General features: G+C 33.9%; 12 protein-coding genes. 4 read left to right on the plus strand and 8 right to left on the minus strand.

Features of this window, described 5'->3' with window-relative positions; all coding sequences use genetic code 11:
• Nucleotides 1–81 precede the first annotated feature (81 nt).
• On the minus strand, nucleotides 82–531 hold the full coding sequence (locus IJQ68_RS10155; RefSeq protein WP_292800107.1) for a 4Fe-4S binding protein: 450 nt from the start codon (nucleotides 529–531) through the stop codon (nucleotides 82–84).
• Nucleotides 532–941: 410 nt separating this feature from the next.
• Between IJQ68_RS10155 and mobB the strand changes: the two genes are divergently transcribed.
• Both mobB and moaA read left to right on the plus strand, forming a co-directional pair.
• Entirely contained in the window at nucleotides 942–1,976 is a 1,035-nt protein-coding gene (mobB, locus tag IJQ68_RS10160; protein ID WP_292800110.1) for a molybdopterin-guanine dinucleotide biosynthesis protein B, read from the plus strand.
• Nucleotides 1,977–1,978: 2 nt separating this feature from the next.
• The gene (gene moaA / locus IJQ68_RS10165) at nucleotides 1,979–2,911 is read left to right on the plus strand and encodes a GTP 3',8-cyclase MoaA (protein WP_292800113.1); all 933 of its coding nucleotides are present in this window, start codon (nucleotides 1,979–1,981) and stop codon (nucleotides 2,909–2,911) included.
• Nucleotides 2,912–3,038: 127 nt separating this feature from the next.
• Here the strand turns inward: moaA and IJQ68_RS10170 are convergent, their stop codons facing one another.
• From IJQ68_RS10170 to IJQ68_RS10200, 7 genes are all read right to left on the minus strand, one after another.
• Entirely contained in the window at nucleotides 3,039–4,247 is a 1,209-nt protein-coding gene (locus IJQ68_RS10170) for a Coenzyme F420 hydrogenase/dehydrogenase, beta subunit C-terminal domain (RefSeq protein ID WP_292800116.1), read from the minus strand.
• A gap of 18 nt (nucleotides 4,248–4,265) precedes the next feature.
• On the minus strand, nucleotides 4,266–6,431 hold the full coding sequence (gene fdhF / locus IJQ68_RS10175) for a formate dehydrogenase subunit alpha (RefSeq protein ID WP_292800120.1): 2,166 nt from the start codon (nucleotides 6,429–6,431) through the stop codon (nucleotides 4,266–4,268).
• A gap of 80 nt (nucleotides 6,432–6,511) precedes the next feature.
• Entirely contained in the window at nucleotides 6,512–7,303 is a 792-nt protein-coding gene (locus IJQ68_RS10180) for a formate/nitrite transporter family protein (protein WP_292800123.1), read from the minus strand.
• Between the two features lie 401 nt (nucleotides 7,304–7,704).
• Complete coding sequence (locus tag IJQ68_RS10185; protein ID WP_292800126.1) at nucleotides 7,705–8,004, minus strand: DUF2149 domain-containing protein; 300 nt, start codon at nucleotides 8,002–8,004, stop codon at nucleotides 7,705–7,707.
• Between the two features lie 5 nt (nucleotides 8,005–8,009).
• Complete coding sequence (locus IJQ68_RS10190; RefSeq protein ID WP_292800129.1) at nucleotides 8,010–8,654, minus strand: MotA/TolQ/ExbB proton channel family protein; 645 nt, start codon at nucleotides 8,652–8,654, stop codon at nucleotides 8,010–8,012.
• Between the two features lie 8 nt (nucleotides 8,655–8,662).
• Nucleotides 8,663–9,172, minus strand: a complete 510-nt coding sequence (locus IJQ68_RS10195; RefSeq protein ID WP_292800132.1) for a hypothetical protein — start codon at nucleotides 9,170–9,172, stop codon at nucleotides 8,663–8,665.
• A gap of 223 nt (nucleotides 9,173–9,395) precedes the next feature.
• Nucleotides 9,396–11,285, minus strand: a complete 1,890-nt coding sequence (locus IJQ68_RS10200; RefSeq protein ID WP_292800135.1) for a nitrous oxide reductase family maturation protein NosD — start codon at nucleotides 11,283–11,285, stop codon at nucleotides 9,396–9,398.
• Nucleotides 11,286–11,676: 391 nt separating this feature from the next.
• Between IJQ68_RS10200 and IJQ68_RS10205 the strand changes: the two genes are divergently transcribed.
• Together IJQ68_RS10205 and IJQ68_RS10210 are read left to right on the plus strand one after the other, a co-directional pair.
• A complete protein-coding gene (locus IJQ68_RS10205) occupies nucleotides 11,677–13,875 on the plus strand; it encodes a right-handed parallel beta-helix repeat-containing protein (RefSeq protein WP_292800138.1) in 2,199 nt (732 codons plus the stop codon).
• Between the two features lie 193 nt (nucleotides 13,876–14,068).
• Nucleotides 14,069–17,815, plus strand: a complete 3,747-nt coding sequence (locus tag IJQ68_RS10210) for a right-handed parallel beta-helix repeat-containing protein (RefSeq protein ID WP_292800141.1) — start codon at nucleotides 14,069–14,071, stop codon at nucleotides 17,813–17,815.
• Nucleotides 17,816–17,822: the final 7 nt, after the last annotated feature.

Genomic DNA, 17,822 nt, shown 5'->3' on the forward strand with positions numbered 1-17,822 from the left:
AAGATAAATTTCTTACTTCCTCCGCTGACCTTGTAATGTCAAAGTTATTGTCATTAACTTCTTTCAAATTTCTTATCATTATTAAATCTCCAAAATTTTAATTGAATTAGTTGGGCACTCATCTTTACATAGCTGACAACCACAACATTGTACGGAGTTTATATGTGATTTCAATGATTCTAACTTAATAGCTTTCATTAAACACACATTTACACATAAGCCGCAACCAATACAGGAATCTTCAATAATTGCTTCATAGTTTTTTTCTCGGCAAATATTCACAATTTTTCGACTCTGTTCCGGTTCATCAAATACCGCATTGGTCATTATTAAAAAATCCCTGGGAGTTAACTCAGTGATAGTCCTTGCAACATCAATTGAATTCCAGGACAAGTTCCTGCCATTCAAATAATGAGATACAGTTGATCTATCAATACCTAACTCATCAGCAATTGCCTGGTGACTCACACCAGCTTCTTTTAATTTAACCGCAGCCAGATATTTCAAACCAGATGCAATATGCTTCGGCATTTAAACCACCATGTGTAATGATAACACATATGTTTATCTATATAAATATATTTGTCTACTAGATTTAAGTCGAAAGTAATATATATAACTGTGGGAATACTACACAAAAAATTTTAGTATAAGAAAGTAAAATAAGTATTTAATAATAATTCAGAATAAAAATTATTATTTTATAAAAATAAACAATATTAATTTTTTATTCAATAAATAAACATCAGTTATCAATATGTAAATAGGTTTATATCGGGTGTTTAAGCAATAATTGTAATAAAAATTATCTAAAAAATATTACAAAATGGCCAAAAAATGGGTAAAATCTTTAGGTTTGCCAAAAATGTGTAGTTACTACACATATGAATATTTTAATAATTGAAAATACATATATTTATATAATAATAGGGGGATTTTAAGTGAAAATCGTATCAATTGTTGGGAGAAAGAACACGGGTAAGACATCGCTGAGCGTAAAAGTTATCAGGGAACTTACAAAAAGAGGATATAACGTTGCATCAGTGAAACATTCCCATCACTCCATAGAAATGGATAAGGAAAATACCGACACATGGAAACATAAACAGGCCGGAGCGAATTTGGTCGTAGGTGTTGGATCAACCACATTTTTCAATTCAAGAGAAGAACATGACCTAAACAGAATATTATATCTGCTCAAGCACTTCGATGATTTTGATTTTGTAATAATAGAAGGATATAAAACATACAATTATCCTAAAATAGCAACTTCCCCTGAAGTTGTTGATGAATATACAATTAAAGAAGTCAATTCATTTGAAATAACTCCAGAGGGAGTTAGTGAATTAGCTGATTTGATTGAACAGAGAGGACATGATATCATAGACACTTTATTTGCAAATAACTGCGGGTTTAATAACGGGGAAGTTATTGCAAAAGAAATTCGTGAAGGAAAACTTACAGTTGAAGAGTTGGACAAAGTACACAGTTATCTGTCAATCGATAACAAGGTCGTGGGCATGAACAGATTCGTTAGCGATTACTTGAAAAAGAGCGTGTTGGGAATAATAAGCACATTGAACCTGGAAGACTATGGTGTTGAAGATATTGATAAAATTGAAGTTATTATAAACAAAAACATTGAAATCCCGAATTGCGAATATCAGAAATGCGACATTATAATCAACAATGACGAAATTGAGATAAGTAACCGTGAAAAGGAAATTATCTCAAATTCAGTAAAAGCTATGATTAACTCCATAAAGACCAAAGGCGAAATAAAAAAGATTACAGTTGAAGTCACAGATATTGAAAATAATGAACTGGTTAATTCACCAATCCATCTTAAAACAAACGATAATGCTGTTGAAATTAATGAATTCACACAGGGAATCATTAAAGAAACAATCTATGCAATCATAAAAAGCGTTTATGATGATGAAATAAAAGAATTTAAAATAGATGTGGAAGTATGATTATGAGCGAAAGAGTAGTAAAAGACAAATTTGACAGGCCGATACTTTCACTTAGGATTACCCTAACTAACAGATGCAATGTTAACTGCATTTACTGCCATCATGACGGCATGAGATCATCTAAAAATGAAATGACCCCTGATGAGATTTACAGAATCTGTAAAATAGCCAAAAGAATTGGAGTAAGGAAGATAAGATTATCTGGTGGAGAGCCGTTAATCAGAAAAGAAATTGTTGAAATTGTGTCAAAAATAAACAGTATCGGATTCAATGACATTTCAATAACTACAAATGGTATATTGCTTGAAAAATATGCAAAAGACTTGAAAGAGGCAGGTCTTGACAGGGTAAACGTTAGTCTGGACACTTTAAATCCCGAAACTTATCAGTTCATTACAAAAAAAGATTATCTTGATGCTGCCAAAAAAGGTATTCTTAAAAGTGTTGAAGTAGGCCTATATCCTGTTAAAATCAATATGGTCATCATGAAAGACATTAATGAACATGAAATAAAGGACATGTTCAACTTCTGTAAGGATAATGATATGGTGCTTCAACTGATTGAACTGATTGAAAGTGAAAACTGTGACGACGATAAATTCTCACAGGAATACCACTATAAATTGGATATGGTTGAAGAAAGATTATCCGATATAGCTGATGAGATAAAAGAACGTGAATTTATGCAAGGCCGTAAAAAATATTACATTAATGGTGGAGAAATCGAAGTAGTTAAACCTGTCGATAACTCTAAATTCTGTGCAAATTGTACCAGATTGAGGGTAACTCCAGACGGCAAGATAAAACCATGCCTGCTTAGAAACGATAATCTCGTTGACATTATCACAGACATCAGAAACAATGAAAGTGATGAAAAATTAGAAGAGATCTTTTTAAAAGGTATTGACAAACGTGAACCGTTCAATACTGAATAAAAAACTCTTTTTACTTCTTTTTTTAATATAATTATAAAACTAGTTTTGAAAAAAATAAAAATAAAAAATTGAAAGAAAGTGCATTTCTCTAAAAAAAGAAAGAATGAATAAAGCACAAATGCTTTATCTATAATTTTTTAGCTTTTGAAATGTGTTCGGTGAATGGGATTCTGTCATCAGTGTCGAATCCTGGGATGTATCCGTAAACTTCTCTTACTTTGTTGTTTACAGTACTCCATACTTTGGATACAGGAATTTCACAAGGACAGACATCACTACATTGACCACAGTTGGTACATGCATCAACCATGTGAACCATACGGGTTAAGTGGAAGAATGGTGCTGCAGGAGTGTATCCACCAGGTACCCATTCAGGACCTTCAGCTTCAAGACAGCAGTCTTCACAGAAACATAAAGGACATGCTTCACGGCAACCGTAACATTTCATACATTTGGAGAACTCTTCATCGTACATGTGGAATACGTCAATGATGTCTCCGGTAGTGCCAGCATAGTCAACTTCTTTTTTAGCGTTGGAAGCTTTGAGCATGAAGTTGTTAATGTTTTCTCTGATTTTGATACCTTTTTCGATTGGTTCAGCAACTTCAATTAAACCTGCGTCAATTACATCAGCTAAGATTTCAGATCCTTTGTCAGTGAAAACTTCTACGAAAGTAGCTTTACCAGCTAATTCACCGATAACTCCCCAGTTACCTAATGCTAAGTCAGCATTGGATGGGATTTTTAAGTTACATCTTTGACAGTTTTCTCTTCTACCCATACCGTCTTCTTCTAAGTCTTCGATACCGAAGCCTTTTTCTTCACCGTCAGCAGTTTCCATGATGAGTTTACCTTTAGAGATTTCTTCTTTTACAATTTCTTTAGGGTCTAATTCATAGACGTCTCTAATCATGTTCATGGTTGGTACAGGTGGTAAGGTACCTCCACAGTTTACACCAATCATGATGATGTTATCGCCGATGATTTTTCCTCTTTTGATTAATTCTCTAATGGTCATTGCATCACATGGTTTACATGAGACTGCAACTTTCATGTCTCTGCATCCGTCTAAGTATTTGTAAACGAATTTTGCTAAGTTTAAAGTACCGCAGTGAATGGAACCAGCGGTTTTAATAACATCTTCAGGTTCGGTTACTAAACATGGTACTCCGTCATATAAATCGTGTCCGTGTTCTACACCAACAACTGCATCAACTGTTCCGCTTTCTAATAAGTATTTCATGATGGTAGTTACAACTCCACCATATTCTCCTTTGGATTTGATGTCGTCATTAGCAGAGTAAGCATAATACATTTTTTCAATATTTGCGCTCATTTAAATCTACTCCCCTATTTATTTTCCTACTTGTACAGTGGTAGTTGACATATCTTCAGCTTTTACTTCAGTATCAGTACCATATTTGTAAAGTTCGTTTTTGATTTCGACTTTTTCATCGAATTTTTCAACTTCAATAGCACAAGCTTTTAATTCAACCATTTTAGATTTAGGATCGAAAGAATCAGAATTGGTTAATACGTTAGCAGCACATTCTGCAAAGTGCATAGGAATGTTTACAATACCTTCTCTGATATCATCAGTTACACGTGCAGGAATAGCGATTTCTCCTCTTCTGGAGAATGCTCTTACTACTTCACCGTTAATAATTCCTCTTTCTTCAGCATCTTTAGTGTTGATTTCGATGAATCCTGTTTTAACTTCGTTAGATAATGTTTCACATCTTCTGGTCATTGCAGCGTGATAGTGGAACAATATTCTAGTAGTAGTTAATAATAATGGATATTCTTCATCGACAGTTTCAACTGGTCCTTTGTGTTCTAATGCCTGGAAGACACCTAAACCATCAGGGTGTGCAAATTTCTCTTTGTGCATTAATGGTTGACATGGGTCGTCTTCAGATGGGCAAGGCCAGTGAAGTGCTTCAGGAGTGTCTAATCTTTCACGGTTCATACCAGCCATGATAGGAGCACATTCTCTGATTTCGTTGAAGATATCTTCAGAAGTTTCGTAGTGGAATAATTCTCTTGGAACTCCCATTCTAACTGCGATTTCTTCCATGATTTTCCAATCTAACCATGCGCCTTCAGGTGGTTCTTGAGCTTTGTGTAAGCATTGTACTCTTCTTTCACCACTGGTAAATGTACCTTCTTGTTCACCCCAACCTGCTGCAGGTAAAACAACGTCAGCACATTGTGCGGTGTCAGTTAAGAAACATTCTTGTACGACTAACATTTCTAAGTTAGCGAGAGCTGCTTTAGTGTGTGCAACGTCTGCATCAGACAATACTGGGTCTTCCCCGTGGATGTATAATACTTTTAAGTCACCAGCGTGAGCTGCATTCATCATTTCAACTAAAGTTAAACCTGGTTTGGTAGGTAAGTTGACTTCGTATCCGTATCCGCTGTAGTAATCATTGAACCATGCAGTAGTTTCTTCGTCTGCAACTTTTCTGTATCCTACGTAATCGGAAGGTAATGCACCCATATCACAAGCACCTTGTACGTTGTTTTGTCCTCTTAATGGGTTTACACCAGTACCTTGTCTACCGATGTTACCGGTTAACATTGCTAAGTTAGCAGTGGACATAACGTTGTCTGCTCCGTGAGAGTGTTCGGTAATACCTAATGAGTATACGATAGCAGCTTTGTCAGCAGATGCGTATTCAATAGCTAAGTGTTCAATTACTTCAGGTTTGATTCCGGTAATTTCAGAAGCCATTTCTAAGTCGTATTTTTGAACAACTTCTTTCATTTCTTCGAAACCTTTGGTTCTGTTTGCAATGAATTCATCATCTTGTAAGTCATTGTCGATGATAACTTTAATCATTGCGTTCATTAAAGCTACGTCAGTACCAGTTTCAAATTGTACGTATTCATCTGCAATTTTAGCAGTAGGAGTGAATCTTGGGTCTAATACAACTAATTTAGCACCGTTTTGTTTAGCTTGAATCATTTTACGACCAAACAATGGGTGTGCTTCCATGTTGTTAGAACCGATACAGAAAATGTAGTCTGCTTCTTTAATACTGTCGAAACCGTTGGTCATAGCACCTGAACCGAAGGTGGTAGCTAAACCAGCTACGGTAGGACCGTGACAGATACGTGCACAGTGGTCTACATTTTGAGTTCCACAAGCTACTCTTGCTAATTTTTGAGTAATGTAAATGTTTTCGTTTGGTGAACGAGCACATGCGTAGAATCCAACTTTGTTTGGATCTTCATCAGATACTTCTTTGAGTTTGTTAGCGACTAAGTCTAATGCTTCATCCCAAGAAGCTTCTCTGAATTCACCATTTTCTTTAATTAATGGTGTAGTTAATCTGTCTTCTCTGTTAATGAATTGGTATCCGAAGTTACCTTTTGGACATACTTTACCTTCATTTACAGGATGTCTTTTGTAAGGTTCAACACCTATGATTTTTCCATCTTTAACTACAAAGTTGATACCACAACCGGTACCACAGTATGGACAGATAGATGGGACATATTTTATCTCAACCATTTTATAATCTCCAAAATTTTTTTATTGCTCAATAAAAATTTTTTAAGAAGCAAAAATTGCTTCTTAAACAAAATTCACACTTAGTCTTTAAGATAAGTGTACCAATATATACAAGCTACGAAAATAGCTCCTCCAACAATGTTTCCTAAAGTTACAGGAATTAAATTGTTTACAATTATAGTGGTCCAGTTTACACCTTCAGCACCTAAGAACATACCTAATGGTATGAAGAACATGTTTGCAACACTGTGCTCAAATCCTATGGTAACGAAAGCCATGATTGGGAACCAGATACCAACGATTTTACCGATGATATCATCAGATGCGTTAGCTAACCATACAGCTAAACATACTAACCAGTTACAACCGATTGCTCTAATAAATGCTTGATCCCATGCTAAACCTACTTTTGCAGTAGCAACACCAGTTGCTTTTGCTGCAAATACGGAATCTGCAGGGAAAAGACCGCCCATGTAAGCGAGTACAAATGCAACGAATAATGCACCGACAAAGTTGAATACCCAACTTAATACCCAGTTTTTAGCGAGACCGCCGACAGATGCGGAACCGTCTAATACACCGATGGTCATGAACATTACATTTCCGGTGAATAATTCAGATCCTGCAAGTACTACGATAATCAAACCTACAGGGAACACTGCACCAAATACAAATTTTTCTAAACCAGCAGGTGCGCCTGCGCCTGCCATTCCTGCACTAGCGATTACTGCTAGTAATCCTCCGAATGCGATATAAGCTCCTGCTAAGAAGGAGAGTAAAATCACATTTACAATATTTGCTGAGTTTTTTGCTCCAGCTGTTGCAGATATTGCTTTAGCAGTATCTACTGGACTTTTAAATGATGAACTCATATTCTCAACCTCTTTTTATCCCCTTATAAATTAATTTATATACATAATACATATTAATCCGCCAAAAGATTAATCCTTGTATTATGATATTATATATAGTAAACATATAATAAAAAGGCTTTGTTATTTGAGCCTAAAAGAAATACTTAAATAGTATTAAGTAAATAAATAAAAAGTTAATGATAAATCATTACAGAATTTTATTCATATCGGTATTTTTTGAGCAATTTTTAGGAATGCTTAAATAAATAATTATAAAATCGAATAAAATCAAAATTAATAAAATTAAATACAAATAAAAAGAATAAAAAATGTTTGAATTGAAAAAAACAAACAAATATTAAATTATAATTAATACAATTATTCGTTTAACGAAAAACATTCATATCAATCGAATGATATTAACCCGAAACCATGACAAGTTCGCCAGTAGTCGGGTCTTCATATACTTTTCCGACCTCATTAAACCCGCTTTCCTCGATTCCGCTGGCATCAGAATATGTCTGATTGAATGTTTCGGCAGTGGATACATCCTGGGTGTTGGGAGAATCAGAAATCAAATCAGGATTTGCGGATAATGCCATAATAGCAAAGATTAAAAATCCTAAAGCCAAAACCAGCATAGCATCGGAAAGATTACTGATACCTGCCATCGGATCATCATCTATTGAATCACTGATTCTGCGTTTTTTCCTAAGCATAGCACTCACTTCTGATTATTAATGGATTCAAGTTCAACTTCCGCCAATGTTTCAACATTAATCAAATCTGATTCATACCATTGTTTTCTGAATTTGGATACCAGATATCCGATACCACCAACAGCAAGACCAGTTACAGTTGTGTCAAAAGCAATTGTCAATGATTCTGCAAGAGTAGTTATGTCGCCGCTGCCCAATGCCGCAAGACCTGGACCCAAAGGAATTAAAGTTCCCAAAAGACCTAAAATAGGACCTAACCTTACAAGAATATCCGTTTTATTAGTGCTTTTAATCAATCTTGTTTCTTCATTTGAAATTAATTCACCGGCCAAAGCCTTTCTTGCGTTAATGCCGATATCATGGTTATTGGCTATCTTTACAAGAACATCCTTTTGCCAATCGAACAAACTGCTGCCATTTACTTTCTCTTCGATTTCTGCTGGAGACTTGGAAAATGAAATATCCCTAACTAATTTTTCAAAATCCTGTGACTTGATAGGTTTTCTTGAAAAATATTCATTAATTATTCCTCCAAGACATAAAATAGCTAAAACGACAAAGATTACCAATATAATAACAACAGGAGTCAGTAAACTTTCAGATATTATATGAATCAGTGAAGTTAACGTTTCAGTACCTTGAATTATCATAAACTACCTCAAATTTTTCTATCGTTCCAATATGATCCAATAATTAAAACAATGACAATGGTGATTATAACATAAATCAGCTGATATGTTGGAGTCATTATTAAAAATGATGAAAACATTTCATAATCCAACTGCATGATGGAAGTATTGGTTAAAGCAAACAGGAAAACCAAAATTCCTTCCAAAGACATGTATTCGCCAACGATTGCATTGTACGGGCGTTTAGCATACATCAGCAATTTAGAAGACTGGAATGCCACTATCATTACAACTATTGAAATAAACGTTAATAATAAACTATCAAATATTGAAGATTCATTCAATTGGGAAGCTAACAGGAAAGAAGAAATATAATATAATGCAAGGGTAATGTAAAATGAAATATCCGATTTATCCAATTTTAAGTAGATTATCATTATAAAAAATATTATTACTGACATTGCAAGGAATATGTATGTTAAATAATCCAACAGACTGATTGCAACTAAACTGGACAAAGCAATATCAATAATAAGCAATATGCCCAACACTATAAATATCAAACTGCTTTTTATATCATTAAATTTAAAATTAGCTGAAAAAAGACCAATATTAGCTGAAAATAATATTGTAATTATTAATAAATACCCAAAAATTAAATCTAACATATTTATAGTCCATAAAATTATCTTACAACTAAATATATAACAATATAAATATATAAACATATCGTATTTTAAAAAAAGAAAATGAAATGAACAGTTATTGTCCATTTCTCTTATTTAACATGTATTTAACATCATCCCTATAATATAAGCCTATTACGGCAATAATAAGCAATAAAATGAAGCCCATTCCAGCAATTCTAACAACTTCTTCATCAATATTCAAAGCTTTTGCAATAGAACTTGTCGGATCAGAAATCTGTTTAGAAACTGATTGTGAATCACTGGCACTTGAAACCGCTTGAGAAGCTGCCTGACTGGAAGAACTTTCAGCACTTTGAGATGATACCTCTTCAATAGAATTGGAATTATCCGCATTACTTACACTTTGACCCTGTGAGGATCCGGAATTAGGATTTGAACTGGTACCGTTTCCTTCAATCTGCTCTGATTGTGAATTGGTACCGTTGGATTGTGTAGAATCTGAAGATGGAGTATCAGGATTTGTAGGATTTTGCGGATTGTCCGGAGTAACGGGAGTTACAGGAGTTGGCGGGACATAATTGTCCAACTGATACTGGTAATTATCATTGCTTTCATAATAATCAAACATGACATTACCGTCATCATTTGAAATGGCCATGGTAGCTTTTCCGTCAACCAAATTTACGGTTTGCCAGTTTTTACCGCCGTTATATGAAACTCTCAACGTGGAAGCTGTTTTTATTCCATCCACGCTTACAGATAAAGTATTTCCGTCAACCTGTTCAACATTCAAATGATACTTCTTAAACTTAATCTTTTCACATACCCCATTGAATCTGGAATTGTCAGAAGCAATCCAATTGGTATTGAGATCTATTTTCATGTAAATGCTGTCTCTTCCCAGAATATTGAACTCCTTATTATATACAATTGAATTGTTTGCAACATTGAGGACTCCGGTTTCATTAGTTTTGCGGTAATTTGCCCCAAAATAAATACCGTTGTCATCATTTCTTTGAATTGTATTGAGTTCGATGTTTAAGTCTTCATCCCCAACCATATCAATAAATATGCCGTTTTCATTTTTTTCAAGGATATTGTATGACATGTTGGTGTGAGATCCGGATTTGGCAAAGCTGATTGCATCATTGCCGGATTTTGATATGTAATTTGAAAAAATCTGACTTTCCAGAACATCCTCATCAAAATAGATTCCATTATAATTATTCAGCAATGTGTTATAGGATATGTTTGTATTGACTGAATTTTTCAGATAAATACCGTCATTTCTGGAATTGGAAATATCATTATTCAGGATTAATGCATCATTTGAATTCACAACACTGATTCCATTATAATTATTTATAATATTATTATCTGAAATCCCTACATTGCCCGCACCATCTATCAGAATACCTGCAGAACCTGAAGAAATTACAAGATTTGAAATATTGACATTGTCTGATTTGACAGTGATTACTGGAGATGCAGAATTCCCGTTAAAGATTGATTTTACAATACTGATGATATTCAAAGATTTATTTACATTTAAAGAAACGTCATTATACGTACTGCCTGCAAAAATCAATGTATCGCCAGAATTTGCACTATCAATAATTTTTTGAATCTCGCTGCCTGCCAAATTCTCTTTAATCAATGTTCCCCAATTATGTGAGACATAAATGGTATTGTTATTGATTATCTGCTGATTATTCTGACTTTCGAATGTGGTGGAAATCGGATAAATCCCATCCATCAGATTAATGTTTAAAAATGCACTGCCGTTCACATCAGTGATTCTGGTATAGTTTACACCATTTATACAAAAGATTATTGTCTGATTATTTAAAGGAGTATTGTTGAATGATGTGAGAGTTGCATTGTATACCATATTTTCACCAAACAAATCAGCATCGGACGTGTCCAATATGACCTCAGAAACGTCAGTGACATTATCATTTGCACTAACAGCATTAATAGAAATAAAAACTATTAATATCAAACCTAAAAGCACCTTTTTATTCAGATTTTCACCTCCTTAAAATTAATTGATTATGGTTTAAAGTTTATGGATATAACTATATAAATAATTCGAAGGCTTTTTTAAAAAAAATACAAAAAATATAAAATCGATTATAAATAAGGTTAATTTCGATTATAATTTTAAATTAAAATGACATAATAATTAAAAAAATTTATAAAAACTAAACAAAATTACAATTTATAAAATATATTTTAAATGGAAAAATTCGATTTCTATCGAATGATAACAATATTTATATAGGTTTTAAATATAGAGATAATATCACTAATAATTATTAATGCATGCAAAAATAATTTTAATACATTATCTTTATTAGTTTTATTCAATTAATAATAGGAGAAAAAATAATATGAAGCTTAATAATAAGATTTTAGCATTATTACTTGTCTTCGTAGCTATTTTATCAGTATCCGCTGTATCTGCAGAAGATATAGCTGCTGATGATGTTGTAGCTATTGATGCAAGCAGTGATGCTGAGGTATTATCAACTAGTTATGATGTACCTGCTGATGCTACTGTATCAGACATTGAAGCTATTATTGCAAATACAAGTGCTGGAGACACACTTAACTTTGCAGAAAATGCGACATATGACTTCGGTAACTTAAGTTCCGGAGTAAAAATTGAGCACACCCTTATCTTACAAGGTAACGGTGCAACTGTCAAAGGATACCAAGGTTTCTCATTTGAAGCTGACGAAGAAAGTGTTGCTGGTACACAAGTATACAACTTTAACTTTGAAATGACAAACCCTATTCTCTGGAATGGACGTGCATTAGAATTCTTCGGTGGTAGTGACTATATTATTGAAGACTGTACCTTTAAAAACGGTAACTCTGGAATTTACATCAGAAGACCAACCGGAAATGTAACAATCCAAAACAACTATTTCTTCGGTGACGAAGGTGCGACCAATCAAAGTACCATTACTGGAGATTTCGCAAAACAAGAAACCGGTTCAAAAGCAATTAACCTCATGGGCGGATCAGGAATTACAATTATAAACAACACCTTTGAAGGAGATCTTCTCGATGCTGTTTCAATCGCATCTGGTGCTGCTAATGTGGAAATGTACAACAACACTATGAATAATGTTTGGTACGGTGTTTTCTACGGTGGAGGAATTACCAACATTACAATGCAAGGAAATAAAATTAAAGACTCAAAAGCATTTGCAATTGGTATTATTAAAGCTGCAGGTAACTCAGACATTTACGAAAATGAATTTACCACTCCTGCTGGAAAATCTGCAATCTATGTAGAAGAAGGTAACACCGCTCACGGTGCTCCAAGTAACATTGAAACTATTTTAATCCACGATAACATATTCTACGGTGAAGATTCAACTGCTATTTCCGCTTCAAGTAAAGGTGGTATGATTACTCCTAAAGGTGCATTTGAAGTTGTTGACAATGCATATGAAACCGGTATAACCGTATTTGCATTCACTGATAACAATACTTACACCTTCAAAACAAGCAATTTAGTTGTAGAAGAAAACAATGTTACAATTGAAAACAATGTTCCTTTCACAAACGCAAACATTACTGTAACTGAAGATGAAGTTTCAATCGAATTAGCTGAAGACGCAACTGGATTCTTATTAGTTGAAGTTGACGGAATTGCAACATATGCTCCTGTTGAAGACGGACAAGCTACTGTAGAGTTACCTTACTTAGAACCGGGTAACTACACTGTTAATGTTATCTACACAGGTGATATGAAATACGGTGCAGCTAGCGCTAGTGAAGAAATTACCATTGAAGGACCTGATATAACTATCTTTGCTGATGATCTCGTTAAAATAGACAAAGCTGCTGACAAATTTGTTGCTGACTTCACTGATGATGAAGGTAATCCTTTAGCTAATACCAACATTACTTTCAACATTAACGGTAACGATTACACCAGAGCTACTGACGCTAACGGTCAAGCTTCCATTGCAATCAACTTAGGACCTGGTGAATACACAGTCATTACAACTAACCCAGTTACTGGTGACTCTATAGAAAATACAATTACTGTTTTATCAAGATTCTTTGATAATGCAGACCTTGTAAAATACTACAGAAACGATTCCCAATTTGTAATTGGTCTTTTTGATGATGAAGGTAATCCTTTAGCTAATACCAATGTTACTTTCAACATTAACGGTGTATTATACAACCGTACAACTGATGCAACCGGTCATGCAAAAATGAACATCAACTTAAATCCAAATAACTATGTCATTACAGCTGAATACAAAGGAGCTAAAGTTGCTCAAAACATTACCGTTTTACCAGTTTTAACCGCACAAGACTTAACTAAAAAATTCGGTGAAGCTGGAGCATTCAAAGCTACATTAGTTGACGGACAAGGTAAAGCATACGCTAACCAAACTGTAACCTTCAACATTAACGGTGTCTTATACGAAAGAAATACCAATGATGAAGGTGTTGCATCATTAAATATTAACTTACAACCTGGCGAATACATTATTACTTCTTCCTACAAAATTGGCGACGGATTCGCTACTATAGCTAATAATGTAACTGTAACTGCTTAGGCATGAGAAGTTTAATACACTTCTCACTTTTTTTATTTTTTTAATGAAATTCATAAAATACTATTTTTATAACCTCATTTATTTTTGAATAGAATATTTTTTATAATATGAAACATCATACATATCAATTGTTATACTAATACTAGAGGTTGAATATATGAAATTTAAAAAAATATTGCTAATTTTTTTAAGCATGATTATTGTATTATCTTTTTCATCTGCAGTAATGGCTAATGAAGACCTTAATAATACGGGAAATACAATAATTGTAGACGGTTCTTCAACAAACCAGATGAACGAACCAACGATACAAACTGCAATTAATAACGCTAGTGCTGGAGACACAATTCAAATAACCGGTACTAATTATGAACACTGTCATTTCATAGTTGACAGACCGTTAACTATTATAAGTGATGTGGGAACAAAAATGAGCACATGTCCTTCCAATATTAAAGGTTCAGACGGTGTTGGAATATTTTACTTCACTGAAAATGCATCAGGTTCCGTATTGTCAGGATTTACTTTTTCTAATGATGGTGCAAAAAGGGGAAGTGTTGACCCTTATGCAATATACATTAATGGTGCGGACAACATTGAAATAACAGACTGTAAGATTACTGAAGTTTCAGAAGGACCTGGTATTTATATTATAAACAGTTCAAATGTTAATATAAACCAAATTTCAGTTAGAAAATCCGTAAAAGGAATTTATGCTACAGATAGTAATAATATAAATATTACGAAGTCTGTCATTGAACGCAACACTGAAGCGGGAATTTATTTTGGTGCAAACGTTGAAGCTACAAACATAATAAACAATACGATTTATCGCAATAACTGGAAAGGAATCTATTACGAATCCTGTGTAAACAGCAACATCACAAGCAACAACATTACAGCAAACAGGGACAATAATGTCCAGTCCAGGGCAACACAGGGTGGCGGAATATTTGTTAACTCACCAATAGAATCCCTGAAAGTCAGAGGAAATAACATTTTCCAAAATGGTAACTACGGTTTATACAATACCTATTTGGCAGTCCCTACATTAATTAACGAAAAAGTTGAAGAAATTGATCAGAACTTCTTCAATCAGCATTTGACAAGAGCCGTATTTACACAACAGACTGCTCAAGGCGGAACCGGAATAATCTATGTTGAAAGTAACTTCTATGCATATGAACAGCTATGTCCAAGCACATATTACGAAGTAGGACTTCTCAAGGACGGAACCAGAGATTTGGTATTCAGTGACATTAAGGAAGTTTCACCGGGAATTTATAATGTATCTCTCGTTAGAAAAGATACTGGTGAAATAGCTGAATATTTAAACACAATTGATTTAACATTCTTTTTAAATAAGGCTACCACAAGAGCAGGTATTGAAACAAATGACCAGGCAAAAATTATTAGAGTAGTTAACGGAACTGGAACAGTCGATTTTACCGATGGAAAATATAAATCCAAAGGAAATACTATTACTGTAATCAGTCCGGGATACGGGGCAATAGATCCAAAATCAACAGCAGACAGATTATCTGCAATCTATAATGTTCCTGATTCAAATATACCTAATGGAACTGTAATTATTGAATCTGAAATTAATGGAATAAACCTGACAAAATATTGCGGTGCAAAAGACCCGTATACAGTTACTTTAAAGGATAGCGACGGAAACTACCTATCCAACCAGAACATTACAATTACTTTAAACGGTGTAAATTACACCAGAACGACAAATGAAAACGGAACAGCATCCATTAATATTAACTTCAATCCTGGCCAGTACTCAGCAATAGCCACATTTGAAGGAAATGACGAATATCCTTCCGCAACCACTTCAAACGAAATAAATATCATGTCAACTATTGAAGGATTAGACCTTATCAAAATGTATAGGAACGCTACACCTTATTCAGCAAAGTTCATTGATAGCGAAGGAAATATCCTTAAAAATGAGACAGTTAACTTTAATATCAACGGAGTCTTTTATTATAGAACAACTGATGAAAACGGAATCGGCAGATTGAATATTAATTTAAATCCTAATGAATACATCATTACCGCCTACAATCCTGTTACAAAAGAACAGAAATCAAATATCATCACGGTTTTACCTACAATTACAGAAAATAAAGACCTTGTAAAATATTACAGGAATGCATCACAGTATGTAGTTAAAGTTCTTGATGATAAAGGCAATCCTGCAGCAAATACAGATGTTAACTTTAACATTAACGGAGTATTCTATACCAGAACATCCAATTCAACTGGTTATGCTAAGCTAAATATTAATTTAGGTCCTGGAGAATACATTATTACAGCCATATACAACGGATGTATGGTGTCAAACAATATTACTGTTATGCCAACATTAATCACTTCTGATTTGGTAAAAGAATACAAAACTCCTGATCAGTTTAAGGTCAAATTGGTTGATGGCGAAGGAACTCCTATAAAAAATGTGTCAGTAAGATTTAATATTAACGGAGTATTCTATGAAAGACAAACTAATGATAGTGGAATTTCCGCATTGAATATTAATCTAAGTCCTGGAAAATATATAATAACTTCTAGTTACAACGGAACAAGCACAGGCAATACAGTTGAAGTTTTAGAAACTTTAACTGTTGCCCCTAACTTATCAAACAGTGAAATACAAAATATTTTAGATTCTGTTAATGAAAAAAAGGCAGTTAGATTTTTGGGAAGCGAATATTCAGACATTTCATTGAATATAAATAAGGCAATCTTACTTAATGGTAATGATGCTGTTTTAAACGGCAAGCTGGACAGCGCAGTTATAACTGTCAATACAAATGATGTAATCATCAAAAATGCAAAAATTTATGCAAACAATGGTTCCGGAATTGTACTGAACAATGCAGAAAATACACTCATTGAAAATAATGTGATAAACAATAAAGCAGCTAAAAGCAATATTGATCAGTATGATTTAAATGAGTCATTGCTTAAAGGAAATGGTATTGATGTTTCAGGACTGAAAACCAAAATTATCAACAGCACAATAACCAACTTCAAAAACGGAATATATCTGAAAAATGCTGATACAACAATAATTGAAGAAAATTCAATCTCAAGAAATAATTTCGGAATAGAATTTGACACCGATGTTAGAAAAACCGAAATCTCAAACAATAATATTTCAAATCAGATTGGCTGGTATACATTTGATATGATAGAAGGACCATACGGATATGGAATAAGCGTAAGGCACTCAGGAAACAATATCAAAATACTGAACAATCTCATTAATGAAAATTACATGGGAATATTTTTAGATGCCGCCAATTCATCAGGAATTGTGATTCGTGGAAATGAAATAAGAGACAGTGTTATTGAAGGTTTTACTGCCAATGAAAATTACACTCCTGCCATCGGAGCAACATTAATCGTAGAAAACAATGCGCTATACAACAATGCAAAAGGTCCAAGCCAAATTATTTTGGGAGAGGTCAGCGCTAACCCTGCAGGAATATACGGTCCCGGCGAATGGGACGATGATTTAAAATTGGTATTAGGCCCAAATTGGTATGGAACAACATTATACACAAAATGGTCCGAAGACAATCCCGGAGCGGGAACAATCTGTCCAAGAATTAAAACTACATTAATCACATGTGAATTGAAAAGCATTGGAAACGGAAAATATAATGTTACCTTTGTAAATGATGGAAAAACAGTAAGTGAACTGCCTGATTTCACATATTACTTTACATTAAATGCATCTAGCGACTTACAACAAGAAAAAATAGCTAATGTGCATAATGGTGTAGCTACAATTGAATTTGATAAAGGAAACTTCAATTCAACCGGAAATATAATTGAAGGATCATCAGGTTCCTTGTTCGACAGTGATAGGCCATTTAGGGTAACGTATACATATAATGTTCCGGATTCTGAAATCCCTAAATAAAAAAAAT

This window comes from Methanobrevibacter sp. (assembly GCF_017447225.1).
Lineage (GTDB): Archaea > Methanobacteriota > Methanobacteria > Methanobacteriales > Methanobacteriaceae > Methanocatella.